This is a genomic window from Glaciecola sp. MF2-115 (assembly GCF_047250385.1).
Taxonomy (GTDB): Bacteria; Pseudomonadota; Gammaproteobacteria; order Enterobacterales; family Alteromonadaceae; genus Glaciecola.
The window spans coordinates 23,232-49,942 of sequence record NZ_JBLBVM010000045.1 but is presented as its reverse complement, the minus strand read 5'-3'; the positions used below and the strand labels follow the sequence as shown (position 1 = coordinate 49,942).

The 26,711-nt window shown below is 41.5% G+C and carries 17 protein-coding genes; 6 read left to right on the top strand and 11 right to left on the bottom strand.

Annotated elements, in window-relative coordinates; all coding sequences use genetic code 11:
• Nucleotides 1–26 precede the first annotated feature (26 nt).
• Nucleotides 27–3,491, bottom strand: a complete 3,465-nt coding sequence (locus ACKLNX_RS06225) for an ATP-binding protein (RefSeq protein WP_412971670.1) — start codon at nucleotides 3,489–3,491, stop codon at nucleotides 27–29.
• 14 nt (nucleotides 3,492–3,505) lie between these two features.
• Here ACKLNX_RS06225 and ACKLNX_RS06220 point away from each other — a divergent pair, with 14 nt between their 5' ends.
• Nucleotides 3,506–4,507 (top strand): diguanylate cyclase domain-containing protein, encoded by a 1,002-nt coding sequence (locus tag ACKLNX_RS06220; protein WP_412971669.1) that lies wholly within the window; start codon nucleotides 3,506–3,508, stop codon nucleotides 4,505–4,507.
• Between the two features lie 5 nt (nucleotides 4,508–4,512).
• On the opposite strand, the gene ACKLNX_RS06215 is transcribed toward ACKLNX_RS06220, so the two are convergent.
• The 4 genes from ACKLNX_RS06215 to ACKLNX_RS06200 all read right to left on the bottom strand — a co-directional run bounded on the left by ACKLNX_RS06215 (nucleotide 4,513) and on the right by ACKLNX_RS06200 (nucleotide 11,319).
• Nucleotides 4,513–5,922, bottom strand: coding sequence for a sugar porter family MFS transporter (locus tag ACKLNX_RS06215; protein WP_412971668.1), 1,410 nt, complete (start codon nucleotides 5,920–5,922; stop codon nucleotides 4,513–4,515).
• Between the two features lie 143 nt (nucleotides 5,923–6,065).
• Entirely contained in the window at nucleotides 6,066–8,531 is a 2,466-nt protein-coding gene (locus tag ACKLNX_RS06210) for a TonB-dependent receptor (protein WP_412971667.1), read from the bottom strand.
• 173 nt (nucleotides 8,532–8,704) lie between these two features.
• A complete protein-coding gene (locus tag ACKLNX_RS06205; RefSeq protein ID WP_412971666.1) occupies nucleotides 8,705–9,634 on the bottom strand; it encodes a diguanylate cyclase in 930 nt (309 codons plus the stop codon).
• Between the two features lie 230 nt (nucleotides 9,635–9,864).
• A complete protein-coding gene (locus ACKLNX_RS06200) occupies nucleotides 9,865–11,319 on the bottom strand; it encodes a PhoH family protein (RefSeq protein ID WP_412971665.1) in 1,455 nt (484 codons plus the stop codon).
• Nucleotides 11,320–11,586: 267 nt separating this feature from the next.
• Here ACKLNX_RS06200 and rapA point away from each other — a divergent pair, with 267 nt between their 5' ends.
• From rapA to ACKLNX_RS06175, 5 genes are all read left to right on the top strand, one after another.
• Complete coding sequence (gene rapA / locus ACKLNX_RS06195; protein ID WP_412971664.1) at nucleotides 11,587–14,412, top strand: RNA polymerase-associated protein RapA; 2,826 nt, start codon at nucleotides 11,587–11,589, stop codon at nucleotides 14,410–14,412.
• Nucleotide 14,413: 1 nt separating this feature from the next.
• Complete coding sequence (gene rluA, locus ACKLNX_RS06190; RefSeq protein ID WP_412971663.1) at nucleotides 14,414–15,082, top strand: bifunctional tRNA pseudouridine(32) synthase/23S rRNA pseudouridine(746) synthase RluA; 669 nt, start codon at nucleotides 14,414–14,416, stop codon at nucleotides 15,080–15,082.
• Nucleotides 15,083–15,423: 341 nt separating this feature from the next.
• Nucleotides 15,424–17,865, top strand: coding sequence for a TonB-dependent receptor (locus ACKLNX_RS06185; protein ID WP_412971662.1), 2,442 nt, complete (start codon nucleotides 15,424–15,426; stop codon nucleotides 17,863–17,865).
• Nucleotides 17,866–18,052: 187 nt separating this feature from the next.
• The gene (locus ACKLNX_RS06180) at nucleotides 18,053–19,087 is read left to right on the top strand and encodes a DUF3530 family protein (protein WP_411692766.1); all 1,035 of its coding nucleotides are present in this window, start codon (nucleotides 18,053–18,055) and stop codon (nucleotides 19,085–19,087) included.
• 141 nt (nucleotides 19,088–19,228) lie between these two features.
• Nucleotides 19,229–19,552 carry a hypothetical protein gene (locus ACKLNX_RS06175; RefSeq protein ID WP_411692765.1) on the top strand — a complete coding sequence of 108 codons (324 nt, stop codon included), beginning with the start codon at nucleotides 19,229–19,231 and terminating at the stop codon, nucleotides 19,550–19,552.
• A 6-nt stretch (nucleotides 19,553–19,558) separates the two neighbouring features.
• Here ACKLNX_RS06175 and ACKLNX_RS06170 read toward each other — a convergent pair whose 3' ends face one another.
• The 6 genes from ACKLNX_RS06170 to ptsP all read right to left on the bottom strand — a co-directional run bounded on the left by ACKLNX_RS06170 (nucleotide 19,559) and on the right by ptsP (nucleotide 26,681).
• Nucleotides 19,559–20,527 (bottom strand): diguanylate cyclase, encoded by a 969-nt coding sequence (locus ACKLNX_RS06170; RefSeq protein WP_411692897.1) that lies wholly within the window; start codon nucleotides 20,525–20,527, stop codon nucleotides 19,559–19,561.
• Nucleotides 20,520–21,548 (bottom strand): response regulator, encoded by a 1,029-nt coding sequence (locus tag ACKLNX_RS06165; protein WP_411692764.1) that lies wholly within the window; start codon nucleotides 21,546–21,548, stop codon nucleotides 20,520–20,522. Before ACKLNX_RS06165 ends, ACKLNX_RS06170 begins: the two co-directional genes overlap by 8 nt.
• Before the next feature lie 257 nt (nucleotides 21,549–21,805).
• Nucleotides 21,806–22,657, bottom strand: a complete 852-nt coding sequence (locus ACKLNX_RS06160; protein WP_411692763.1) for a thymidylate synthase — start codon at nucleotides 22,655–22,657, stop codon at nucleotides 21,806–21,808.
• A gap of 70 nt (nucleotides 22,658–22,727) precedes the next feature.
• Nucleotides 22,728–23,537: a prolipoprotein diacylglyceryl transferase gene (lgt, locus tag ACKLNX_RS06155; protein WP_411692762.1), complete on the bottom strand. Its 810-nt coding sequence runs from the start codon at nucleotides 23,535–23,537 to the stop codon at nucleotides 22,728–22,730.
• 3 nt (nucleotides 23,538–23,540) lie between these two features.
• Complete coding sequence (locus tag ACKLNX_RS06150; RefSeq protein WP_412971661.1) at nucleotides 23,541–24,347, bottom strand: sulfite exporter TauE/SafE family protein; 807 nt, start codon at nucleotides 24,345–24,347, stop codon at nucleotides 23,541–23,543.
• Nucleotides 24,348–24,392: 45 nt separating this feature from the next.
• Nucleotides 24,393–26,681, bottom strand: coding sequence for a phosphoenolpyruvate--protein phosphotransferase (gene ptsP / locus ACKLNX_RS06145; RefSeq protein ID WP_412971660.1), 2,289 nt, complete (start codon nucleotides 26,679–26,681; stop codon nucleotides 24,393–24,395).
• Nucleotides 26,682–26,711: the final 30 nt, after the last annotated feature.

Below are 26,711 nucleotides of genomic sequence, written 5' to 3'. Positions count from 1 at the left end.
TGCGCTGTCTGCATTCTCTGCATTCTCTACTGTAAGTTAAGTACGCAAGTCTCGATTTTGTCTAAAATTGAGACGCTACTTGAATAGTCTAATTTCTTGACCGTTGTAATAAGATCTTCAATCAGATGAGCTTCCACAAACTCAGCAATTGCGGAAAGCTCCATTGTAATATCCTCTACTGCAACAAATTTACTGCTAGTTAAGTCCAAACGTAATTTTGCAATATACTCAAGAGCTAATGCTTTGTTTCCACCTTTCGCAGGTATAAATGCGTTATCGGACTCGAAGTGTACAGCCTTAATTGAATCAATAGCTTGTTCAATTTTTTCAAATAAACGATTAGGGTCGACGAAGTTTCCGCTTATATATTCATTTTCTACGTGCCTTGCCTCATGGAATAGATCCGTCGCCCCCATACTTTCAGCTAAGCCCTTGATTGTATGTGCATATAACTGTACAGCGTCATAATCCTTCTGCTCAAATACCTCGCTTATATCCTTTATTGTATCTTCAAAATCCTCTGCAAAGCTTTGTACAAGCTTCACATATAAACCTTCATCATCTCCTACCTTGCGCATAGCATCGGGGATGTTGAAGTCTTTAGGGTACTTCGCTAGATCCCAAACTTTGCTAGCAGGCAGTACTCGGTTTTCAGATTTTTTGTGGCCAATAAACTCTGCCAGACGATTAAATAAAAGAGGCAGGTTGAAAGGTTTAGGTAAGTGAGAATTCATACCGGAAGCCAATACTTTTTCAATATCAGATTCAGACACTGCCGCAGACATTGCAATAATTGGAATGTCCTTTCCTCGCTGAGTTTCTCTAATAACTTTAGTCGCACTATAGCCATCCATCACAGGCATTTGCAGATCCATCAGGATGAAGTCATATAAATCACTTTCTACCGCGTTTATGGCTTCAAGACCATTATTAACGCATACAGACTGAATGTTAAGTTGGGTTAAAAACTCTTCCGCGACTAGCTGATTGGTTGCGTTATCCTCCACGACAAGCGCTTTAACATCGTCAAACTCAACGATTTCAAAGCCAGTGCCTTGACCATATTCAACTATATTCTCATTGTCTCGCGATAAATCCAGCTTATGCATTTCAGCATAATCCGCTGGAGGGAATGGCAAGGTCACGGTGAATACACTTCCTTCGTCTATTTTAGAGTGAAAAGTAAGTGAACCATTCATCAAATGAGTTAAAGAGCGGCTGATGGCTAAACCTAGGCCAGTGCCACCGTATTGCCTGCTAATGGAACTATCTGCTTGGGAGAAGGCTTCAAAAAGCGATTCGGATTGTTGCATTGTCATTCCAATTCCAGAATCCTTCACTTCAAACGTTAGCTCATGATTGCTATCATTTTCCGCAACGCTAACACGCAACTGAATGAATCCCTGCTTGGTGAACTTCACGGCGTTACCAAGTAAATTGTTTAAGATTTGGCTTAGGCGTATTGGGTCGCCCAAATAGTACTTAGAAAGCCCTGTGTCCTTGGTGACAATAAATTCTATGCCCTTTTGTTCAGCCAAAAAGCCAAATAGTCCCGTGCAGTTATTAATGACAAAATTGAGTTCAAATATCTCTCTGTTGATTTTTAATTTGCCAGCTTCTATTTTTGAATAATCCAAAATATCATTCAAAAGACTTAATAGTGATTGAGACGCTGCCTCTACTCGACTCAAGTAGTCACGCTGCTTGCCACCTAAATCCATGCGTAACACGACATTCGTAAGCCCTAGGATGGCGTTCATTGGGGTGCGTATTTCGTGACTCATGTTTGCCAGAAACGTACTTTTGGCGGCACTTGCGGTTTCAGCCGTATCTTTCAATTTAATCAAGTTATCTTGCATCTGCTTCATTTCAGAAATATCTAAAAAGCTGCTCATGTAACGAATTACCTTGCCTTGAGCATCTTTCTCAAATACAACATCTTTGGCCATACACCATATATAATGGCCATCGGCATGTTTTAGGCGAAAGTTAAAATGAATGATTGCGTTGGTATCTGAATTTTGAATTGTCTGCCAGTGTTTAAATGCGCTTTGTTTATCGTCGGGGTGGATGAGATCGGCCATTGCCAGCTCATCTATATCAACTGCTTCGTCAATTGCATATCCGGTGATATCAGTAAAGCTTTCATTAACAAACTCAATTCTTTGTGTCACAAAATTAAAAACAAGAACGCCTGTAATTGATGCGTTGAAAGCGGTTTTAATAAATAACTCTTTTTCAGCGATAGCTTGTTTGGCTAGTTTTTGTTCTGTTACATCTTCGAACAACACGATTGCTGTATTTTTAACACTTTGGAAGCACTGTACGTCGTAGATGCCTTTGATTTTGTTATATTCATAATTAATCGACTGATCGCTCCAGTGTCCTCCTTCTTTGGCAATGTTCTTGTATCTTTCAGAGATCCCCTTACCCATTAAATCAGGGAACGCTTGTTCTATATCTTTGCTTAGTAGTTCCTTATGCTTAACACCCAGAATCCTATCAGCGGCCTTGTTATATCCCGTTAAGATTAAACTATCGTCGCTTCGCTCAAAAACATGCATTCCGACGGGTAATGAGTCAATGATGCTGCGTGTAGTTGCTTCACTTTCTGCTAAAGCTTTCTGGTAACTAAGTTGCTCACTGATATCTTGGAATGACGCAAAAGTTGTACCTAGTTCATCAGAAATCTCATATTTAATTTGGCTACTACTTAACTTAAAGCTGATGGGAGTTCTATGTCCATTTTGAGTGAGTGCATAAACAACATGGGATAGTTTTTCTGCACCAAATTTGTCTGATTGTAATTGCCATAGCTCACGTAAATTGATGTGTTTAATTGCTGTTTTACTCTCTCCTTTACTTGCATTTGTTACAAATTCAACTTCCAATAACTCTTCTATTGTTTTGCTTTCTAATTCTGCTTTACTCGACTCAAAAATTTTACAAGCAGCATCGTTGGCAACCAATACTTCCCCATTCTTGCCGAAGGAAAAAACACCGACATGGGCAATATTGGTCGATTCTCGTAGCATGGCTTCCTCTTTAGCCTTGCTTTCTAATTTTAGTCGCTCCAGTTTTTCTTGGTTTACTTTTTCATAAGCTTGTTTCAAATCATCTTGAGTGGGCAATCCCAAAGCCAAAGGAATTGACTGAAAAACTTTATAGGCAGTAATACACGAGACTGTTGCCGTAGCCAACTTTGTTAGGCCATGGATACCATAGATACCGTTCCAGATAACGAAAATACTGACTACATGGGTTATCCCACAAAATAAAATGAAAAGAGAAAATAAAATGAAAACGCCCTTAAATTGGACGTCCTCTCGTCGCTTTACAAAATAATAGATTGCTATTGGAATGGAAAAATAAGCGAATGCAATAAACAAATCAGACACCACATTGAGCCAAAGGATTTCAGGCTTCCACCAGTAACAATGCCCATGAGGCATATAGTCTGAACGAAATAAGGACTCTAGCGACTCATCCATCAAAAGCTCCTAACATGAATAATTTATGTACAACTGAAGTGTCACACTATAGACTTATGTTTAATATTTTAACAGGGCAATCAATGGGTTCTGAAATCAGTATGAAAAAACCAATGGTACTTGTAGTTGATGACGACATCACAACCGTTAAGTTTATTGCTCAAGCCATTAAGAGCGAATATGAAGTTATTTTTGCTTTGTCTGCTATTGAATGCCTGCAAAAGGCATCGCAAGCAGTGAAGCCTGACTTAATCCTGCTTGATGTTAAAATGCCTAAAGTTGACGGTTTTGAAATTTGCGATACTTTAAAAAGCACACCAGAAACACAACATATTCCCGTTGTGTTCATCACCAGTGCAAAACTCGCCAGTGATCAAGTCAAAGGCTTTGAACTAGGCGCTACTGACTACCTAACTAAACCCATAGATACCAAAATATTAAAAGCAAGATTACGCGCTCATATTCGTCAATCAACCGATCTGAAAAGCTTAGAAGCACTTGTGCTTACTGATGTGCTCACCGGTGTTGCAAACAGACGAAAATTCAATGAAGCAATATGCTCCGATTGGAAACTGGCTGTGAGGGATAAATCCCCTATCTCCCTTCTGATGATTGATATTGATGATTTTAAACGTTTTAACGATCATTATGGGCACCCGAAAGGCGACAAATGTTTAATTGCTGTTGCCAACACATTACAGAAAACCGTTGAACGCCCTATAGATATGGTTGCGCGAGTCGGTGGTGAAGAATTTGTGATTTTATTACCAAACACAGATTTAGAGGGCGCCGAATTCATTGCTCAAAAAGTACTCGATGAAATTCGACTTTTAGAATATCCGCATGCCGAATCAAGTGTTAGAGACATTGTCACTCTTAGCATTGGAGTAAGCTGCGCGGAACCGTGTATTGAAGACGAACCAGAATTACTTATCCAAGCTGCAGATAAAGGCCTCTACAAAGCCAAGCATGATGGCAAAGATCGCTACAGGATAGAACACATTGTAGAAGAGTAATTGCCTTATCCTTGCATATCCTCCAAGGCTCGGCCTTTCGTTTCTTGCACATATTTAATAACAAACACCATTGAAATAAGTGCGCAGACTGTATAGAAAGCATATGCGCCAGCCAGTCCAATCGCAGCTAGCATAAGTGGGAACAACATAATGATTGCGAAGTTTGCACCCCATTGAGCTAAGCCTGATACTGCTAAGCCAGAACCCCGGATCTGGTTTGGAAACATTTCTCCTAGCATCACCCACATAACAGGCCCCCATGAAAGGTTGAAAAAGAACACATAAACATTCGCAGATATTAGCGCCAGTGTGCCTAGTTCACCCATCACCAATTTATTTGCCTCACTATCAAACTCTGAGTTCATAAACGCGAATACCATCAAAGCTAGGCTTATTGTCATTCCAAATGAACCGATACTTAATAAAGGTTTTCTGCCTACTTTATCTATCACTTTAATCGTAATTAAACATGCAGCGATGCTGACGCTACCACTAATGATATTAATCAAAAGCGCATCCGATTCAGAAAAGCCCACAGCTTGCCAAAGCACAGCGCCATAGTAAAATACGACATTGATTCCAACTAATTGTTGGAAAACCGCCAGACCAATTCCGACCCACACGATAGGCCTAACTCTTCCTTTGGTTTTATCAATTAAATCGACAATACTCGGCCTTTTGGCATCGTTCTCAATTGAATCCTGTATCTCCACAACTAATGTTTCAGCTACGCTTGTCCCATACAACTTTTCTAATATCGTCTTTGCCTTTTCTTCTTGATGATTCATGACTAAAAATCTAGGACTTTCGGGAATAAGGAAAAGCACAAAAAAGAAAATGATAGCTGGAACGAGCTCTATCCAAAACATCCAACGCCATGCCTCAAACTCCCACCACAGAATATCAGTGGATAAGCCAGCGTATTTAGCTAAGAAGTAGTTGCTAACAAAAGCACTGAAAAGCCCTGTAATGATGGCGATTTGTTGAATGGACGTTAAGCGCCCTCTTATTCGAGCTGGCGCAATTTCACTAATATAAGCTGGAGCCATGACTGAAGCAGCTCCAACTGCCAAGCCACCAAGAATACGAAAGATAACGAATTCAAAGGAACTACCTGCTATGCCGGAGCCCCATGCACTTATGATGAAGAAAACTGAGGCAATAATTAGCAACACTTTACGCCCAAGTATGTCAGCCAAAACACCGGCAAAGAGTGCCCCGACCGCACAACCTAAAAGCATACTTGCAATGTTGAAGCCGCCGGACAGCTCAGAAGTGTCAAACGCAGCAGCTAAGCCATCATAAGTGCCATTAATCACACCGCTATCAAAACCAAATAAAAAACCGCCAATGGTTGCCGCACAGCTAACGAGGACGATGTACAGCATGTTTTCGTTTTGATCTTGAATGCTCATTGCTTTTCCTTGTTTGATTAACAGCCCTTAAACACTCACTTAAACATGATGCTAAGAGCACGGCTAAGGGCACGTTGTTAACAAACAATATAGAAAGCAATCAAAAAAACAATAGCTCATTTTTCATTTTGAGCACTGGCTCATTAGAACTGAAGTCTTGCACCCAAGACAAAAGAGCGCCCTTGTACTGGTGTTAAGTCTTTCAAGAATGAAGTATGCACTCTCGCTTCTTCATCGGCCAAGTTGCGCCCTTTTAAGTAGAAAGTAACATCAGTATTTTTATACGAAGTCACATAATTGAGGTCTAGATCCAACAACGAATAAGCATCGGTTGCGGTTTCAAACTCAGCAAGCCTGTCTTGGGCGAAATATCGATGAAGGGACAATTCAGCTTGCCAATTTCCGAAAACATAGTTGGCACTTAATCCTAGTCTAGAGGGTGGTGTTCTCGCTAAATAGCGGCTATTTCCCCTTTGTTCTTTTAACTTTGAACGAACCATGTCAGCTTGAGCTTGAATTTGTAAGGATGCAGTAGCCTGCCAGTTCAGCTGAGCTTCAAAACCATATAAATCAACATCGACGGCAGAATATAAAAATACTGGTAGTTCATCTTCGTGGGCATCATCCATATGCTCGTCATTTAGTTCGTCTTCATGTTCTTCATGCCCATGCTCGCCCTCAAACACAAATCCTGAATTACTAGCAACATAGTAGTCTTGAACTTGGTTATAGAAGGCATTTAAAACGAATCCAAACTCGCCGCTAAACTTACGCAAAGAAATGTCGATGTTGTTAGACTTCTCCACATTCAAACCACTTTCGTTTAAAGCAACTTCACCCTCATCATTAAGCGTGTAAAAAGCCCCCACTTCGTAAGTACTTGTGCCAATATGCGGCCCAAAGCTATAGACTTCAGCACTAGATGGTGCTCTCTGCGCATGCACAAAAGACAGGCCAAGATTGTAACCAGTTGTGAAATCCCATACAGCTCCGATAGACGCGCTAATAGGAGTAAATGACGCGATACTGGAATTTAGAAAACCAAAATCAGCTGTTTCTTCATGTTCTTCATCATGCGCTTCTTCATCATGTTCGGCATCAGAGTGCTCAGCTATAAACTCTGGCACATTTAATTGTATACTTGGCACATCGATTTTTACTTTTTCTATTCTTGCACCCAATTGAAATAAAACGTCACCAAAATGCTGTTCTTCAATTATGCCAAGGCCGAAATTCCTTGTTTCTGAGGGCGGTGTAAATGCCTCATCACCAATGGCTTCGAAGTCACTTGCTTTGTAATGGAAACTAAAGCCACCGCGCCATCCAGCAATAGTCTGATGAATAAGTTCAATCCTTGCTTCTTGCGAAATATTGCCAAAAACAGTACCGATTTGCCCATCTTCAATTTCCGCATGTTGGTAATCGGTATAAGCAAAACCCGTGTTTAGGGCACTGAACCATTCATTATCTAACTGATGCTTGCTGGAAATTTGGTATCGATTTTGTTGTAAATCCCCCTCAACCGTTTCATCTTCGGAATGAGCATGACCCGGCACTCCATATAGGCTAGATAGATGCTCAACAGAAAAACCAACATGTCCATTTTCCATTAAGTAGCTTGCACCGACAGTTATTCCTTTTGAATTACTTGCAGAGTTCTCTACGACACCTTTGCTTTCAGCTTCTTCGTTGTGAGCCTCGTCTTCATCATGCATCTCCTCGTCGTCGTGAAGTTCTGGATTTTCTGCAAAGCCAGGAATGCGATAATCATCTGCATCGCGATAGAAAGCTTGCAGGTTGAAGGCCACGCTACCTTTTCCACCTTTAAGATTAGCTGAGAAAGTTTCCTCACTATTATTAGTGTTTCTATCAGTAGCTACTTCACCTTCCCAATCGTTATTATCGGGTATGCGTTGGTCAACAACATTAACGACACCTCCAATTGCACCGCTTCCGTAGAATAAGGTTGCAGGTCCTCGTAATACTTCTATTTGCGTTGCCGTTGAGGCATCAGTGGCAACAACATGATCAGGTCCAACTCTTGATGCATCACCTGAGTCTAATCCATTTTGGGTTACGAGTACTCGAGGTCCGTCTAAGCCTCGAATAATTGGCGAACTCGCGACAGAACCATAAAAAGTTGAATGCACTCCCACTTCATTTTTTAAGGTGTCACCTAAAGTTGATGCTTGTTTTTTTCGCAATTCGTCACCGGATATCACACTCACCGGTGCCGCTGATTCTATTGTGGAAGCATGAAAAGCACTGGCAGTAACATCAAAGATTTCAATACTCGATTTTTCGACGATGATTTCCACATCGAATAATCCAGATTCAGGAATGCTTAATTCAGTTTTAGAATGAATATAAGTTGAGCTAGCGACGTGGACTTCAATATCTCCCGGTTTCACATCTTCGAATATAAAGCTGCCGTTAGCCTGAATGTCCGCACTCAAATTTGTTCCCATTATTTGGACGCTTCCGTCTTTTAATGGTTCGCCCAATTTATTAACAACAACGCCCGATAAGGTTTGCGCTTGAGCATAGAATGAGGCTGAGAATAATAATGAAGCTAGGCTTAGTGCTCGATATTTAGGAAAATCACTCACAATAGATACCTGTAAATAGAGTTTGAAAACTGATGCATATAAAGATGTTATACTATAACACTTAAAGCGTGAAGTTATAATATAACATTTTGTAATTTTCAACTGCGAGTTGGAATGAAAGTGAAATGCTACGCACTATAATAAGAAGAGTAATTTGGCGCTCAGTTTGTCGATTAATCCGGTGAAGGTGGCCTAAAGTCTACACTAACTACAGAGTTTCTCCCCATTGACTTTGCTTCGTACAAGCAGCGATCGGCTGCTTCGATCAAATCATTACGGTCAAATGGAGCAGAGTCTGCTGGGCTTGTTGCTACACCAACACTAATCGTCAACGCTTTATGAACAGTAGATTTTGCATGAGGAATTGCTAATTCCTCTACTTTCTCACGTACTTTCTCAGCAACGAGTGCACCTTCAGTATCACTCGAATCCGTAAGTAATATAACGAATTCTTCACCACCAAAACGAGCGACCAAATCTAGTGGCCTAGACGCCCCTTGCTGGAGAGCTTGGGCCACCTTTTTAAGGACGGCATCACCTTTAGCATGGCCATAGTGATCATTAAATTCCTTGAAAAAGTCTATATCTGCCAAAATGATAGAAACTCGCCGCTTGTTCCGGATAGCAAATTTAGAAACATCAAAGAAACGCTTATCAAACAAACGGCGATTTGAAATACCGGTTAAGCCGTCAACCCAAGCCATTCTCTCAAGCTCGCGTGTTTTTTGAATGAGCTCAATCTGGTTTTTAATCCGCACCTTAATTAAAGGAAGAACAAAGGGTTTGCGAAAATAATCAACGGCACCTAGTTCTAAACCTTTGAGTTCGTCTTCGGCCTTGCTTTGAGCTGTAATAAAAATAATTGGAATATGCTGGGTGAGTTCGTTGTTTTTCAATTCTTTGCAAACATCATGACCGCTAGTATCGCCTAAAACAATATCAAGCAAGATAAGATCAGGGAGTGATTCTGTTGCCACCTTAATAGCTTGCCCACCATTCATAGCTGCAAGAATATTGTATTCGTCTCTTAACGCATTATTTAGAATTTGAATATTAATGCGTTCATCATCAACAACCAAAATGGTAGCGCGATTGTTTATCATCTAACCTCTGCTTCAAATCAGCTAATATAAATTAATTTTCTTAATATTTATCTTGGCAATGTTGATTTACTCTCAATCGAATTGGCTTTCGAGCTTACGACATTGCATCTATTAACTGCTTATCGGCATAATCTCTAGATTACAAAGTATGAAATATATATTTGTAATCATCCACTTTACGACTAAAGTATATAAAGCGGATAATACCAGTAATTTTAAAAGTTTCCAGTCTAAAGCTCTTTCTCAGCAAATTCAGCTAAACGGCTCCTAACGACACCATCGAGATTGAACGTAGCACTGCCTGAGAAGTTCTTGAATTTTTCGACGATATAGGTCAAACCCGAGGTAACTGCTGATAAGTAATTACTGTCAATCTGGGCCAAATTGCCACCACAAATCAATTTTGTGCCTTCACCACAACGGGTAATAATGGTTTTCAATTGTGAGGCCGTCAGGTTTTGAGACTCATCCAGAATAACGATTGCATTCTGGATACTTCTTCCACGCATAAAGTTAACTGACTTAAATTGAATGTTAGCCTTTTCCATAATATAACTCATCGAGCCTTTCGCGTTTTCATCGCCCTTATGCAAGACCTCAAGAGAGTCTGTAATTGCCGCTAGCCAAGGCGCCATTTTCTCCTCCTCAGTTCCCGGCAAAAAGCCAATAGACTCAGCGATTTCTGGTGTTGAACGAGTGACTATGATCTTGTCATACATATTTTTCTCGATCACCATCTCTAGTGCCGCGGCCAAGGCCAATAAGGTTTTTCCGCTTCCTGCGGGACCGGTAAGAATGCATAAATCAATATGTGGGTCGAGTAAAGCGTGCAGTGCCATAGCCTGCCCGATATTCTTAGGTGCTATGCCCCAAGCTCGACGAGACATTAAACGTTCATAACCTAAGTCTAATACTTCCAAAGTATCTTCAGTCATTGATTCGACTAAACCAGCGAACTGCCTAGTTTCATCAATCAGGAATTCATTAACGTAGGCCTCTGGAAGCACCGTCCTCGGAATATTATGTATCGTGTCACGCCCTTCCGTATGGCTTTCAACGCGTTGAACGCTTTGCCAAAAATCGCCCTCAAATATATGATAGCCCTTGGATAAATACTTAATGTCGCTAATGAGCTGGTCAGTGCGATAGTCTTCCACTAAAGCCATTCCAGCGCCTTTCGCTTTTAAGCGCATATTGATGTCTTTGGTAACTAAGATCACTTGACGCGGAGCCAGCTTTGACTGCAGTCTCAATGCAACATTAATTATACGGTTGTCATTCTCATTGCTTGTAAACACCTGTTGATTATCTGGCATCGAAAGATCGGCAAATATTGAAAATGTCCCCGTCGGAGCGCTCTCACCCGCCCCTAAGCCCGCCATGCTGACACCTTCTAGCATTTGTTCTGGCGTGGCATTGTGTAACAAGTCTTCCATTGCACGAATAGAAACACGAGCATCCCTTGCAACATCCTTTTTGCTATCTTTGATGTAGTCGAGTTCTTCTAAAACAGTCATTGGCACAACGACGTCATTTTCCTTGAAAGAAGTGAATGCGAGGGGCTCGTGAAGAAGAATATTGGTGTCGAGCACGTAGAGTTTAGTTTTGGAGATTGACACAATTTCAGCGTCAGTTTTTTCGTTATTTTTTTTAGTTCTAGGCTTTGCTTGAGTTGATTCTGACATCTAGTTACTCCGTTCGCACTGATAAACAGCTTCAAGGCTAAGTCTCAGTGGTGAGAAAGCAATGTTTCTGCGCAGTCCTCGTAGAAGCAATTTTGCTGTAATGAGTCGGCTTTTGCGTCAGAAAGCATTGACGACATTTCTACTCTAAATTAGTTTGCTATAATTAGCATCACCTTTTTCAAGGTAATTTGATCAGATAGCTGACAGTAGCACTTAGGATCAGTACAATGCGCACCCTTTTTTAATTTTCATCTTGGAATTTTGATTATGAATGCAGCACAAGAGTTCACCGTTGGGCAACGTTGGTTAAGCAATACAGAAGCTGATTTAGGCTTGGGTGTTGTAATGGCAGCCGACAACCGAACGATAAATTTACTCTTTCCTGCAGTTAAAGAAGATCGCACTTATGCCATCGCTCACGCCCCCATCACTCGTCTTATACTGAGTGAAGGCGAGAAAGCTTTACATACAGATGGTTGGGAAATAAAAATTACCGACGTCACCAATCAAGATGGTTTATATATTTATTCCGGCATAAGAGTCGATAATGGCGAAAAAGCCTCGATTATCGAGATTGCACTTGACCATAACGTAAAATTAAATCAACCAGAAAAGCGTTTATTTAGCGGCCAACTCGACTCACCAAAGTGGTTTGATATTCGTCATGAGTGCTTGCAAAAGCAATATGAACATTCAACTTCAGGCGCGGTTGGACTGGTAGGCGCCCGAGTGGAGCTCATTCCTCATCAATTACACATCGCCAATGAAGTAGGCAGTCGATATGCTCCTCGTGTGCTATTGGCTGATGAAGTAGGCCTAGGTAAAACCATTGAGGCAGGTCTGATTTTACATCAGCAACTACTCACAGGGAAAGCCAAAAGAGTCCTCATAGCAGTGCCTTCAAGCCTTGTGCATCAATGGTTGGTTGAAATGCTACGTCGCGTTAACCTTTCGTTTTCAGTGTTTGATGAAGAGCGTATGGAAGCCATGGCTGAAAGTGGCGATAACCCATTTGAACAAGAGCAATTAGTGCTATGTAGCATCGACTTTCTTAAACAAGAAGAAGTGCTAGAAAAAGCGACTCAAGTTGATTGGGATATTCTGATAGTCGATGAAGCCCATCATTTAAGATGGTCTGCTGAACACGTATCTGAAGAATACAGTGCCGTAGAAAAGCTGTGCAAAATAAGTAAAGGCGTATTGTTATTAACAGCAACCCCAGACCAACTCGGTCATGAAAGTCACTTCGCAAGGTTACGCCTACTCGATTCAGCTAGATTCCATGATTACGATCAGTTCCTCGAAGAAGAAGCGCATTATGGTGAGCTTGCAGAAGCGGTAGCACCACTCATTGACAACTCTCACATGGACCAGTCGCATATTGAAAAGCTGAATGCTATTGTGCCCGACGAAGAGATCACAGATGAAATGCTAGCCAGTGGCGAACAGCGTCACGCTCTACTTATCAAGTTAATTGATCAGCACGGAACGGGTCGATTGTTATTTAGAAACAGTCGCGCCAGCATTGAGGGCTTTCCCGAGCGTCTTGCTCTGCCTGCACCTCTAAAATTGCCAAAAGAGTATGCTGTATCAATGTCATTGGAAGAAGATGTTGTACTTAGCCTCCATCCGGAGCGCGCTCCTTTAGTCAATGATAATTGGACGAAGTATGACCCGCGAGTGAATTGGTTAGTCGACTTGCTAGAAACGAATAAAGAAGAAAAAGTACTCGTGATATGTGCTTATGCTTCAACCGCACTTCAAATGGCTGAATATTTGCGTCAAAAAACCTCAATCCGCCACAGCGTTTTTCATGAAGGTATGAGTATTATCGAACGTGATAAAGCCGCACACTTTTTCGCAACGAATGAACAAGGCGCACAAGTATTGTTGTGCAGCGAAATTGGTAGTGAAGGCAGAAATTTCCAATTTTCACGCCATTTAGTGTTGTTTGATTTACCTATGGTGCCTGACTTATTAGAGCAGCGCATTGGTCGTCTAGACCGAATTGGTCAAAAATTCGATATTAATATTCACATCCCTTACTTTGAAAATACTGCTCAGGAAGTTTTGTTTGATTGGTATCAAGATGGCTTAGGAGCCTTTGAGTCCACGTGCCCAGTGGGTAGTGATGTATTTAAGCAAGTTGAGTCTGATTTGATGTCAGCTTTAAAAGACCCTGAAGATACAGAGTTAAAGCTAGATATAATAAGTCAAACCGCAGCTTTGACGAAAGAACTCAAAACGAAAATTGAGCAAGGCCGAGACAAGTTACTAGAGCTTAACGCTTCAGGCTTTGGGCGCATTGATGATTTGCTTGATAAAATCGTTGCCGCTGAAAACCCAGTTAGCTTGTTGAAGTTCATGAGCAGATTATTTGACTCCTTAGGCGTTACTCAAGAGGAAAAAGATGATCACAGCTTTATCCTGCGTCCCACTGAGCAATTAGTCCATCAAATTCCGGGCTTAACAGAAGATGGCTTGGAAGTAACGTATCAGCGCAGCAATGCAACGAAGTTTGAACAATTGCAGTTCTTAAGTTGGGACAGTGAAATAGTTAATCATTGCTTAGACTCAGTCACCACTGATGTACTTGGTAAAAGTAGTATTGCTTTTGCAAAAGATCCAACGCTCCCCACTGGTGCATTTTGGATAGAGACGACCAGTGTGTTGTCAGCAAGTGCTGAGGCTAGCTTGCAGTTGTATCGTTTTTTGCCACCGACACCGGTTCGACTATGCTTAGATGCAAAAAATCAAGTGGTTGATGTCGAGTTTAACCAGTTATTTAAAGTAAAACGCAAGATTGCGTTGCAATTGCTTCAAGCCCTCGCTGACCCAATTACTTTGGGAATAGAAGAGAGTTTAAAACTTGGACATGCGGCATTAGCTGAAAAACAGAAAATTGCGCTAGACGCAATGGAGGCGCAGTTAAGTTCCGATATTGAGCGCTTGCGCTCATTGCAAAAATCTAACCCATCAATTCGAAATGAGGAAATTGAATTTATCGAAGCCCAAAAAGCCACGTTGACCGATATTATCTCGAATGCTGAACCCTATTTAGATAGTTTACGAATTGTGGTGAATAACCCATAAAATGGCACTTTTGCATTATTCACCACCTGTCGATCCTTATCTAACATTCTTATATCGTGATGACGATATACTCGTTTTGGATAAACCAGCGGAGCTACTTTCTGTACCGGGAAAAGCACTCGAGCATCGAGATTCACTACAAACTCGTGTGCAGAGAGTATTCCCCACAGCCACTATTGTGCATCGTTTGGATATGGCGACGTCTGGTATTCTTATTATTGCATTGAATAAACCAGCGCACGTTCACCTATCTCGCCAGTTTGAAAACCGGCAAACTTCAAAAACGTATTACGCACGAGTGTATGGGCAGGTTGAAGGTGACTCGGGTGAAATTGATTTACCACTCATTTGTGATTGGCCTAATCGCCCAAAGCAGATGGTAGATCATGAACGAGGCAAGCCATCACAAACGCATTGGCAAGTAGTCACGCGTGACAAACATTCAACACTAGTTAGGCTAACTCCTATTACAGGGCGCTCGCATCAATTAAGAGTGCATATGTTGGCTTTAGGTCACCCAATTTTAGGAGATCGTTTGTATGCACATGACGATGCAAAAGCGTTGAGCCCTCGTTTATGTTTACATGCTCAAATGCATGAATTCATGCACCCTGTTAGTGGCGTTACAATAAAGTTTGAATCACCTCATTCATTTCAACAAGAGTTGTAAATAAGTAAAATAAATAGAACATATATTTATCAATCAACTACCTTCAATTCACCGCCCCACCTAATGATTTGATAACAATTTAGCAACATATCAATAAGAAGATGAAATAAACTCCTGAAAACCGTACTTTTTGCGGTTGCCTAGCCAATAAAATACCTTTACTCTAAGATCGTTCTGCAACATTTTTTTAACATGCAAGGTTAATTAACTTCCTGTTAAGCGAATGAGTCAGTGGTGATATAAGGTTCTTTTGATCATGCAACTACGGACGGGTAACTTGTGTACTGAACTTTATGCTCAAAAAATAATAATAAACTTCCCGTAATATGATGAGAACACACATGAGTCCGTATTTACCAAATCAATTCAAAACCAAACCCTTGGCTTTGCTTGTCGCGATGTCTTTAGGTTTTATGTCAAACCATGCTTTAGCTCAGGAAGAAACCGAAGCCGAAGTTGAACAAGAATTTGAAACCATCGTTATCACTGCATCTAAGCGCTCTACAGGCCTGCAGGAAACGCCAATAGCAGTCACTGTAACAAGTGCAAAAGATATCCAGCAAACCAAAGTACTCGACATAGGTGACTTACAAAGTCTAGTGCCTACGTTGCGAGTAACTCCACTTCAGCGCTCTACCAATACCAACTTCTCTATCCGTGGTTTTGGTAACGGCACCAACAATACTGGTATCGAACCATCAGTGGGTGTATTCATCGACGGTGTTTATCGTTCACGTGCAGCCGCTCAAATTGGTGACTTGCCTCGCTTACAACAAGTTGAAATTCTCAGTGGGCCGCAAAGTACTCTATTCGGTAAGAATGCCTCTGCTGGCGTTATCAACGTAAGAACAGAAGCTCCCTCCTTCAACAAGGAAGGTAGAATTGAAGCGACTGTAGGCAACTACAATCAACGCATTTTTAAGGGCTACATAACCAATGAGATCACCGATGAACTAGCATTTAGTCTCTCTGGTGGCTTTAATACACGAGACGGCTTCACTAAAAGTGTCGTGGGACTCGATGATATTAATGACCGTGACCGCTGGAACTTTAGAAGTCAGTTATTGTATCAACCGACTGATGACGTGAGTGTGCGTTTTATTGGTGACTTTAGTGTCATTGACGAAGCTTGCTGTACCGTTGCTGATGTCATTAACGGCCCTACAACAGCGGCAGTGCGCGCACTTGGCGGCGTGGTGCTTGATGATGCGACTCCCTTTGCATATGAATCGGCTCTGAATATCGATCCTAAAAATAAGGTCGAAGATGGCGGCATATCCATGCAAATTGATGTTGATTACGATGGTTTTGCATTTACATCGATTAGTGCTCTTCGAAATAACAAATCAGATTATTTTGTCGACGTTGACTACACTTCGTTAGATATTTTGACAGAGGAAGGTCACACAGACATTGATACATTGACACAGGAATTCAGACTGAGTTCTACTGGTGATAATACTTTTGACTGGATGGTGGGTGCATTCTATTTTGATGAGCAAGTAGATACTGGCGACACCTTGTTTTACGGTTCAGGTACTCGTAACTTCTTCAACGTCTTGGGTTTAAGTGATTTATTTGCTGGTGTTGAGGGTGTGTACGGCTTAGCGCCAAATACCTTCTTCGCAGCTGATCAATACATCAACAGCGAGTTTACTCAAGACAACCAAGCTTATTCACTTTTCGTTAGTTTAGATTATGACCTTAGTGAAGCACTTACAGCAACCTTCGGCGCAAGCTACACGAAAGATGAGAAAGCTGTCACGATTGCCTCTGATAACCAAGAAGTCTTATCTTCAATTGATTTTGATACTGATCCAACTTTATTTGGTGTGCCACTTACATCAATTCCTACATTGGCCCCCTTTGTACCCACTTTGAAAGGCGTGCAGTTTTTACCACCACAACTCGTATTTCCAAATGAAGTTGAAAATGGCAAAAGCTCGGACAGCAAAGCAACTTGGAGTGTGCGTTTAGCGTATGAGCTCAATAAGAATGTTAACTTCTTTGCAACTGCAGCGACTGGTTTTAAAGGTACATCTTGGAACTTATCGCGCGATACACGTCCGTTCCCTGGTGACGCAAGCGCAATTGCAAGTGCAGGTTTGACTCAAGCTAACCAAAGCTACGGTACGCGTTATGCTGGCCCTGAAGAAACTAAAGTGTATGAGTTAGGCATAAAAACAAGATTTAGTAATGCGGCTATCAACATTACAGCTTTTGACCAAACGATTAATGGCTTCCAATCAAGCACCTTTGTTGGAACAGGGTTCGTATTAGCGAATGCTGGTAAGCAATCGACCAAAGGTGTTGAGTTTGATTCTAAATTTAATGCTACTGATTCAATCGATATTACTCTTGCAGGTATGCTTTTAGACCCGATTTACGATTCTTTCGTAGGTGCGTCTGGCTTAACCGGCCCGACCGATTTATCGGGTGAGAAACCTGCTGGTATTCCAGAGCGTACATTTAACGCTGGTATTACGTATAACTTCGAGTTTGATAACGGCATGTTCGGTTACATTCGCACCGACTATCAATACGAAAGTGAAGTGCGCTTAGTATCAAATGTACCTGCGGAGTTGACTCGAACTGTCAGTACTATAAATGCTAGTGCAGGTTTGACCATGGAGAATGGTTTAAGCTTTCAAATTTGGGTGCGTAATTTGAACAACGATGAGTATTACTTATCTGCGTTCCCACCACCGATTCAAAGCGGTAGTTTCAATGCGTATCCAAATCAACCTAGACTCGTTGGCGCATCAGTGTCATACGAATTCTAAACTTGATATTTACTTAATATGAAAGCAGCTTTCGAGCTGCTTTTTTTATGCCAAAATAACGCCTTAGTAGTACTAATTTCTATTTTTATGTAACTAAGGTTTTAAATAAAATTAAAAAGGTTAAACGTCTTAAATCGCGGGCCGATAAACTATTATTACACATGACTAACTGACTGAACTTATATCTATGCAGAATCCAAGCAATAGAGCTAATTTTCAACACAAACGGTGCCCTAAATTGCTCCGTGCTATCTCTTTTAGTCATCTATTGTGCTGTTTAATTTGCTTTCTCCTAGCTTCGCCACTCGACGCAAACGCTCAGTCAGCTTCTTTTGCAGAAAAGACAGCGCTCGATATTAAAAATCAAATGCATAACGATGAGTTTACTTTAATAGAAATAGGTGACAACAGTATGCCAATTCTAATCTCCTTGTCGGAACAACCCATAACGAAAGGCGTCGTCATGATCATAGGGGATGCAGACTCACCTTTAGGTAAAAAGGACTCTTTGGTTCATGTTGCAAAAACACTACCCGCACTTGGATGGACAACTGTCGTAATGCCCTCACTAGGGTTACGATCAGGTCCTAACATCGCCTTCCCGATAGAGCGAACAGATACAGCAGTAACAAAGGCACAACCTGACAGCCCCGATACCGAAAACTCAGCTGTTGAACTCAACGCCGTTGAGGGCAACCCTGCAAGCGAAGAAGACGAAGAGGATAAACCGACAAACGCAGTCGAAACGATTAATAGTCTTTCAGCACGGCCAGCAATCACAGAGGCTGAGTTGATAGTTTATTCACAAGAAGTTGAGGCCTATATTGAGTCAGTTCTACAACATATGAAATTGACCATGGGTCATCGCATTGTTGTCACACAAGGCATTACCGCAGCTACGATAACGAAGTTAATTGTTGATAAGCCTACCTCGTCGAATATTGATGCACTTGTCATTAACAACCCTTATTGGCCAATTCGGAAGCTGAATAATAAGGTGCCAATGCTTATCGCTCAAACTCCTATTCCTGTACTTGATCTCACCAGCTATTGGGACAACAGCTGGAGTAAGCAAACAGCTGCCAAGCGTGAAATTGCGGCACGCACAGAGCTTAAGGAAGTTTATCGCCAAGTAGAAATAGTTGGGCAAAGCTTCGACCAACGACAAATGGAATACATCTCTCGGCAAATAATAGGTTGGACCGCCTATTTGGGTTGGTAAAAATTAGGATATCTTTATTTTGTTATTTAATTCCCAATAATACAAAGACTTAAACTTAATCATCCCTACAAAGCTCACGAATTAAATTTATCTACCTATACTTTAATCATACTTCCGTCGAATTATCATTGGCACACTATTTTGTTAGTTCAAAATTTTATAGATAACAAAGCAGAGCAGCTTGTATTCTACTTACGTTCTTATTGGCAGAACAAGTTGCCCTATGCTGAGCTTGAGTGTTTTTTATGGGACACGTTTGAAGAGTGGACGCTGGTTAAAAATCAACATTCACAGCCATATAGTCACAAAGAACGGATTTTCTGGCATGTGCTGCACCAAGCTCACTATTGGGAGGAGCCCTTAATACGCAATGACGACTGCATTAAAGCCCAATTGTCGATGTGTGTATTGTTTTTAGAAGGGCAAGGACTCTGCCCCTTAGATGTTGTAGGGATACGACCTTAAAGGATTTTAGCTGCCATTACTGTGCGCAAGTACCACTCTGTTTCGTCCGCCTTCTTTTGCTTCGTACAATGCTTTATCTGCATCTTCAAGCCAAAGAACAGCTTCTCTGTAGTCGCTCGAAAACTGCGCTATACCAATACTGATTGTATATTTTATTGCGATATCTTCGTATTGAACTGCATCTAAGGAAACGAGTTTTCTTAGTCTTTCAGCCATAATATTTGCTGTCTTCTCTGTAGTTTCAGGAAGAATAATAACAAACTCTTCTCCACCATAACGACCACAAATGTCAGTTTCACGTGTCGCTAACTCAATAGACTTTGCTAAACGCTGAATGACCAAATCACCCGCGTGATGTCCGTATGTATCATTAACTTTCTTGAAATGATCTATATCGAGCATAATGACACAAATGTTTGGCTCTGTGCGCATCGCTACTTTGTATTCTCGATCGAAACGCTCCTGCCAATAACGTCGGTTGTATAAACCTGTTAGGCCATCAACTCGACTTATTTCTTGTAACTCTAGATTCAGTCCATCAATGCGTTGTTTCCCAATCGCTTGATCAGTCACATCATAGACCAGCACGCATATACGCTCTGTTTTCCCTGTCATGGAAGCTAGAGGAAAAATAGTGACGTTTTGATACATGTAATCTGAAGTAGATGTGATAGGCCTGCTAGTCCCGAACTTAAATACATAAGGGCGTTGTTCCCAAATAATAAATGCAGGACTCATCATATTGAAAACTGGTTCACATTTACGTTTGAACCAAGCTTCGTCAATCTCAGGGAAATGCTCAAACAAGTTTTTTCCGCAAATTTGACTTGGTCTTACACTACTGTGGTTTTCCATGAATTGGTTCCACACAGCAACGGTGAAATCTTTTTCAATAACGGCAATGCCAACCTCAATTGATCCTAAAAGATCTTGTTGCCAATGCAATTCTGCCAGCTCGTCAATGGCACTATTCATTCTCATTTGCCTCTTGGAATATTAAGCGCTTAAACACTTTGTCGACGTCTTGATCGGGGATAAGTAAAAGTAGTTCGAAACTAATATCATGTTTGGAAATAGCATAAGCAATTTCAATCGCCAAAACCTTCTCCCATCTAGTCGCATGCTGATTCATTAGATCGAAAGAGTCGCAATGTAAGCCTAGAATAATTGGAGAATTGTGCGTAAATTTAACATTCAATTGAGCAGATAGTGCGTTGAGACAAGCGCCAATTAGGATATTCGAAATATCCATTAACACTTCAATTTCACCGCTATTATCCTTACCCGAAATATCAGCTCCCAACAAATTGGCCATGTTCTGAACATTGCTATCGTTGAAAAGAATAATTGCTTCCCCGCGGATCCCAGTGCTGATAAAGCCTTTCGAAACGGCTGACATTTGGGTATTTTTATTAACTTCATCTAATGTCATATGAAGTTCATTGGTGTGCAAAAGACTCACATTTGGAATAGGTAAATCGATAAATTCGTTCAGTATTTTTGCGAGTTTTTCGCCAGCTTGACCCATCGCTACGTTAGCGAGCTCTCGGAAAGCATCTAGTTTCTCTGATTCGCTTGCATTGCCCGTAATTTGATTTGTTTGTTCGCGCTTTTCGGCAGAAGATTCGCCAGTGTATATCCCATACTTCGCTAAAATTGTAGTTAGTTTTTCGTTGTCGATTGGCTTGCGGATGAAGTCGATCGCACCCAAAGCTAACATCCTTTTGCGTGCTTCTTCTTGAACATCACCGGAAACTACTATAACCAAGGTCGGCAAGTCTTCATCGCGAATAATTTGCATGGTTTGATAACCATCCATAATTGGCATGTTCAAATCTAGGAAAAGAATATCTGCTTTTCCTTCTTTAATCATATCAATAGCCTGCAGTCCATGTTCCGCGAATGAAATATCCACATCCCAACTATCGGGGAGCGATCGGGCCATTGCTTTTCGAGCAAAACCGGAATCATCGCAGATTAGAACGGGTACTGTCATGAAGAGGGCCTCAGGAAAAAAATTAACATCATAAGTGACGATACATGGGACATAAGAAATTTAAGAGTAATGATAACTTCTTTTTAAGCTCATAGTAACAGTTATACGTTATCAAACTACATTAGTAAGCTATGCTAACTTTACCGTAGAGTGCCGCTTAACCTTATTCACGTTTATAAGCGACTTTATTACAATTTAGTGACTTTTTCAAAGAGCTTGCAACTATCCATTAATAGAAAAATTTATTGCAAGCAACACTACACTGAAAAAGGATAAGCAATTGCCGCGTGGTGTTCGTAACCTTCCACCTTAAAGTCATCGGTAGTCACCCAAGTTTCGATATCTTTTAGCGACTTAATTTCGGGATTAATCGTTAAGCTTGGGTTAGGAAATGGCTTACGGGCAAGCTGTACATCTTTCATTAATTCGAATTGATTTTCGTAAATATGCGCATTGATAATTTTATGAAATGCCTTCTTCGGCCTATTCCCCGTAATCTGTGCAACCAAGGCAAGCAATACATACACTTGAATTTGATTGAAATTTAAGCCCAAAGGTACGTCACATGAACGTTGATAACTGGTGAGATATAAATCTTTCCCTAGTAAGGAAAACGTGTGTGTGTGCATGCAAGGACGCAGACACCCCATATCGAATTCACCGGGGTTGTAAAAAGTGATAATTTCACCACGATCATCAATACCCTTAGTTAAATTATTGATGACTTTGGCAAGTTGATCGAGAGCTGTACCATCTGGCTTTTGCCAACTGCGGCCTTGAACACCATAGACTCGCCCCATATCATCATCGCCTTTGCGATTAGGGTTAGCTAACCACGCTTGATTCTCGTTAGCGTTAGCATTCCAGGTGTTGCAGCCGATTGCGCGAAACTCTGCGGCACTCTGATAGCCGCGCAGATAACCGAGGAGTTCAGCGATGGCCGCTTTGTAATAACTTTTACGCGTCGTTACTAGGGGAAATGAGCGATTTTCAACATCGTATTCGAGCTCTGCGTTAATCACCGTCAAACACTTCTGACCAGTCCGCTCATTGGTTAACCAAGTTCCTTCATTAACAATGCGCTGACATAATTGTTCGTACTGACTCATGATGTTGATTTCCTACTTATTCGCTTTAAACGCTTTCGCTGATAGACCTGAATATACTACGTACTGTGAACTAGGCTTTAACGCCCTTTTTATACGCATATGCAATTAAACCGATACCCGCTAGGATCATTGGAATACATAGCATCTGACCTTGTGACAAGCCAAACGAATACAAACCTAAATGCGCATCTGGCTCGCGGAAATATTCCACAAAGAACCTGAATGAACCGTATCCTACAAGGAATAAACCACCAACAGAACCAACGGGACGAGGCTTCGCTGAATAAAGCCATAATATGACGAACAATAATACGCCTTCGAGGGCAAACTCATAAAGTTGCGATGGGTGTCTTGGCATTGGTCCAGCGCCAGGAAAAATAAATGCCCACGGAACATCAGTTGTACGCCCCCAAAGTTCTGCATTGATAAAGTTACCGATTCGGCCTGCACCGAGACCAATAGGTACTAGGGGAGCAATAAAATCACCGACTCGCAGAAAAGACCATCCGCGCTTTTTTGAATACCAATAAGCGGCAATGATCACGCCTAAACAACCACCATGGAAAGACATTCCGCCTTCCCATATTCGGAACAGATAAAGCGGATTATCAAGGAACACGCCAAAATTATAAAACATGACATAGCCAATTCTGCCCCCCAAAACAACGCCCATGAAGCCCCAAAACAGCAAGTCACTAAGTTGCTCTTTGCTCCAATCAGTGCGTGAAAGACGTCTATTAGCTAGCCAAAATGCAGCCAGAAAACCAATTAAATACATGACGCCATACCAGCGGAGCGCCAGTGGGCCAATTTCAAAAATGACGGCATCTATGATGGGAAAATCTAAATGTGCAGGGATAGTTTGTAAGGGGGTGGTCATGTATTACTCAATTCCTATGATCATGCGTATGCTAACTAGAACTAAAAACGTTGCAAAAACTTTCTTTAACTTAATAGTATCTAGCCCTTGTCCGAGTTTAACACCTATTGGCGCTGTTAGCACCGATGTAGCAATAATTCCGAATGTGGCTGGTAAGTATACATAGCCAATCGAATATGCTGGTAATTCTGGCTTATTGAAGCCGGTGATCATAAAAGTAAGCGTGCCAAATAATGCCACTATGACCCCGCTAAATGCTGCACATCCAATAGCTTTGCGAATATTAATTTGATACCAAAGAAGCGCCGGTACCAGCAAAGCGCCGCCCCCGATTCCCATTAATGCAGAAACAAAACCAGTGCCAACACCAATCCCGCCTAAACCTGGTTTACCAATGGTATTCTTCGACATTTTATGCGAGCCGAAAATCATTTGTAAGGCAATTAATATAACAAGTAATGCGAAGATACGTTGCAGTATAGCGCCTGAAATAAAGCTGGCAAATTGCGCTCCCAGGATAGCGCCGACGGCAATCCCTAAACCGCAATAAAGTACTATCCGCTTGTCTAAATTTCCCATTTTATAATGGCTTCGAGTAGAAGATAAGCCAGTCATAATAACGGTTGATAAGGATGTCGCTATGGCTATTGGCATACCAATATCGATATCAATTCCTAAATAGTAGTGCAGCAGAAAGACCATTGCAGGCACAATAAGGAGTCCGCCTCCAATACCAAGCAAGCCAGCCATCACGCCAACAGCAGAACCAAGTACTGCGCACAGTAAAAATATTACGATATTTGGATCCATTTATAATTGACTCGCCATATTTGATGTAACGCTACGCATGATAAATTAAGATCCAGCTCGAACTAGGCCACCTAGCCCTTTTAGCTCAAGGTATTTGTCTACGATAATTTTAACTTCGTCTGGCCCTTCGCAAGGTAAAATTTCATCTAAAAGAGCTTCTAGTTCATTTATCGCTACATTGCGAATAACCCAGTTAATTTTTCGTAAACTGTGGGCATTCATGCTTAGTTTTCGATAGCCCATTGCCATTAGTATTAAAACGCCCTTTGGTTCGCCAGCTAATTCGCCGCACACCGTCACAGGAATATTACAGCGCTTGGAAGTTTGCACAATTTTATTTAAGGCCATTAACACCGATGGATGATAGCTGGAATATAATTGCGCGACCCGCGAATTGTTGCGGTCTACTGCTAATAGGTACTGAGTTAAATCGTTCGTTCCTACCGAGAAGAAATCGACTTTTTCAGCAATTTGTTCTAATTGAAAAATGACCGCGGGCACTTCTAACATGACACCTACTGCAGGCATAAACAGTTTCTGCTGACTCTTATGAGCTTCTTCTTCAACCTCATCAAAAGCTTGCTTAATGAGGCGATTAGCTTCATCAATCTCATTGATATTGGAAATCATAGGCAACAAAATATGCAGATTTTTGAGCCCAATACTCGCTCGCAACATCGCCCTAACTTGCACTAAAAAGATCTCTGGATGATCCAGTGTTAAACGAATGCCACGCCAACCCAAGAACGGGTTCTCTTCCGAGATAGGAAAATATGACAAAGGCTTATCCCCACCAACATCCAGGGTTCGCATAGTCATTTCTTTGTTCGGATGGGCACTTAATATACTCTGGTAAAGCTCGAATTGTTCCTGCTCTGAGGGAAAACGTTCACGCAGCATAAATGGGATTTCAGTACGGTAAAGTCCGACCCCAGCACCCTGTTTATTTTGCTCCATTTCCAAACCAGCGGATAAGCCAGCATTAACTAATAATGCCATTTCAACACCATCTTCGGTAATCGCCGCCTGCTCTGCTTCACTTTCAATTCGTTTATGAAGTGCCTCTTCTTCCGCGATTAAATGCAAAAACTCAGCGCGAGCTTGTTCTTCAGGAGCAAGTACCACTTGCCCTGAATATCCGTCAACAAAGATCTCCTGATGGTTTAACAAACTCAGTGGCACACCATCCATGCCCATAACAGCAGGCACGCCCATTGCCCGTGCTAGAATAGCCGCATGAGAATTGTTAGATCCTCGAATGGACACAATTCCTTTCAATTTTTCACTCGGGAATTCAGCTAACATTGGAGCGCTTACTTCACTCGCAACAAGTATTGCGTTATCTGGTAAATTTTGGTCCGAATTAGTGGGTGAGCCCGATGCATTCATGATGTTGTGTAAAATACGGTTGGCCAAATCTACGATGTCGACTGCCCTTTCCTGCATATAGGGGTCTTCCATCGCTGCGAAGCGCGCGGCATAACTCTCAACAACCAACTTCAGCGAGGAGGCCGCATCCCAGTCCTCGCGAATTTTCTGTTCAACTTCCCGACCTAAACTGTTGGCATCAAGTAATTGATGGTAAAGCTGAAAGATTGCCTTAACATCTTCGGGTAAACTATCGCCCAAGTTATCTGACAAGCTAGCAACTTGAGTTCTAGTTAACTCAACAGCTTGTCGATAGTGTGAGATTTCTTGCTTTTGGTCTGTCGTTTTACGAACAACCATTTGACTGAGTTCATGCTTCATATTGAGCACGACACCCTTACCTAAAGCTAAGCCAGGTGAACCAGGTAAACCGTTTATGCTCTTGTGAGTGTTGAAATTTGTGTCTGGATTTACATCGAGCACGCCACGAATTTCGGCATTCGTAATTTCCAGTCCAATTTGGGTGGCAAGAGTGACTAAAAAAGATTCTTCATCTTCGCTGAAACGACGAATCGATTTTTGCTGCATTGAAATGACACCCAATACTTTTCGCTGGTGAATTATTGGCGTACCAATAAAAGCAAAAAAGGCATCTTCATTTACTTCGGGATAATGTTTAAAGCGAGGGTGTATGGGTGCATTTTCGATATTTAAAGGCTCTTCGCGCTGAACAACCAATCCAATTAGCCCTTCGCTAAATCCTACGCTAACCTTATTGATCGCACTTTTATCAAGCCCGTCAGTCGCTTTCATTACAAGGACTTGATTTTTATGATCAGCCAAATAGATCGAACAAGAATCCACTTTCATGGTTTCTTTAACTAAGGTCGCTAAGCGATCCAGTGCCGGTTCCAGCCCTGGAATCTGATTAACTTCTTGAACTATTCGTTTCAGGATAGTTAGCATGCACTACGCTCCATTGCAATTAACAAGACA

What these genes read in the sequence shown, in the direction of transcription:
- ACKLNX_RS06220 (WP_412971669.1), top strand. Translation starts at nt 3,506, where the DNA reads ATGAATAATTTATGTACAACTGAAGTGTCACACTATAGACTTATGTTT.
- ACKLNX_RS06205 (WP_412971666.1), bottom strand. Translation starts at nt 9,634, where the DNA reads ATGATAAACAATCGCGCTACCATTTTGGTTGTTGATGATGAACGCATT.
- ACKLNX_RS06185 (WP_412971662.1), top strand. Translation starts at nt 15,424, where the DNA reads ATGAGTCCGTATTTACCAAATCAATTCAAAACCAAACCCTTGGCTTTG.
- ACKLNX_RS06165 (WP_411692764.1), bottom strand. Translation starts at nt 21,548, where the DNA reads ATGACAGTACCCGTTCTAATCTGCGATGATTCCGGTTTTGCTCGAAAA.
- lgt (WP_411692762.1), bottom strand. Translation starts at nt 23,537, where the DNA reads ATGACCACCCCCTTACAAACTATCCCTGCACATTTAGATTTTCCCATC.
- ptsP (WP_412971660.1), bottom strand. Translation starts at nt 26,681, where the DNA reads ATGCTAACTATCCTGAAACGAATAGTTCAAGAAGTTAATCAGATTCCA.
- ACKLNX_RS06225 (WP_412971670.1), bottom strand. Translation starts at nt 3,491, where the DNA reads ATGGATGAGTCGCTAGAGTCCTTATTTCGTTCAGACTATATGCCTCAT.
- rapA (WP_412971664.1), top strand. Translation starts at nt 11,587, where the DNA reads ATGAATGCAGCACAAGAGTTCACCGTTGGGCAACGTTGGTTAAGCAAT.
- ACKLNX_RS06180 (WP_411692766.1), top strand. Translation starts at nt 18,053, where the DNA reads ATGCAGAATCCAAGCAATAGAGCTAATTTTCAACACAAACGGTGCCCT.
- ACKLNX_RS06215 (WP_412971668.1), bottom strand. Translation starts at nt 5,922, where the DNA reads ATGAGCATTCAAGATCAAAACGAAAACATGCTGTACATCGTCCTCGTT.
- rluA (WP_412971663.1), top strand. Translation starts at nt 14,414, where the DNA reads ATGGCACTTTTGCATTATTCACCACCTGTCGATCCTTATCTAACATTC.
- ACKLNX_RS06200 (WP_412971665.1), bottom strand. Translation starts at nt 11,319, where the DNA reads ATGTCAGAATCAACTCAAGCAAAGCCTAGAACTAAAAAAAATAACGAA.
- ACKLNX_RS06150 (WP_412971661.1), bottom strand. Translation starts at nt 24,347, where the DNA reads ATGGATCCAAATATCGTAATATTTTTACTGTGCGCAGTACTTGGTTCT.
- ACKLNX_RS06170 (WP_411692897.1), bottom strand. Translation starts at nt 20,527, where the DNA reads ATGAATAGTGCCATTGACGAGCTGGCAGAATTGCATTGGCAACAAGAT.
- ACKLNX_RS06160 (WP_411692763.1), bottom strand. Translation starts at nt 22,657, where the DNA reads ATGAGTCAGTACGAACAATTATGTCAGCGCATTGTTAATGAAGGAACT.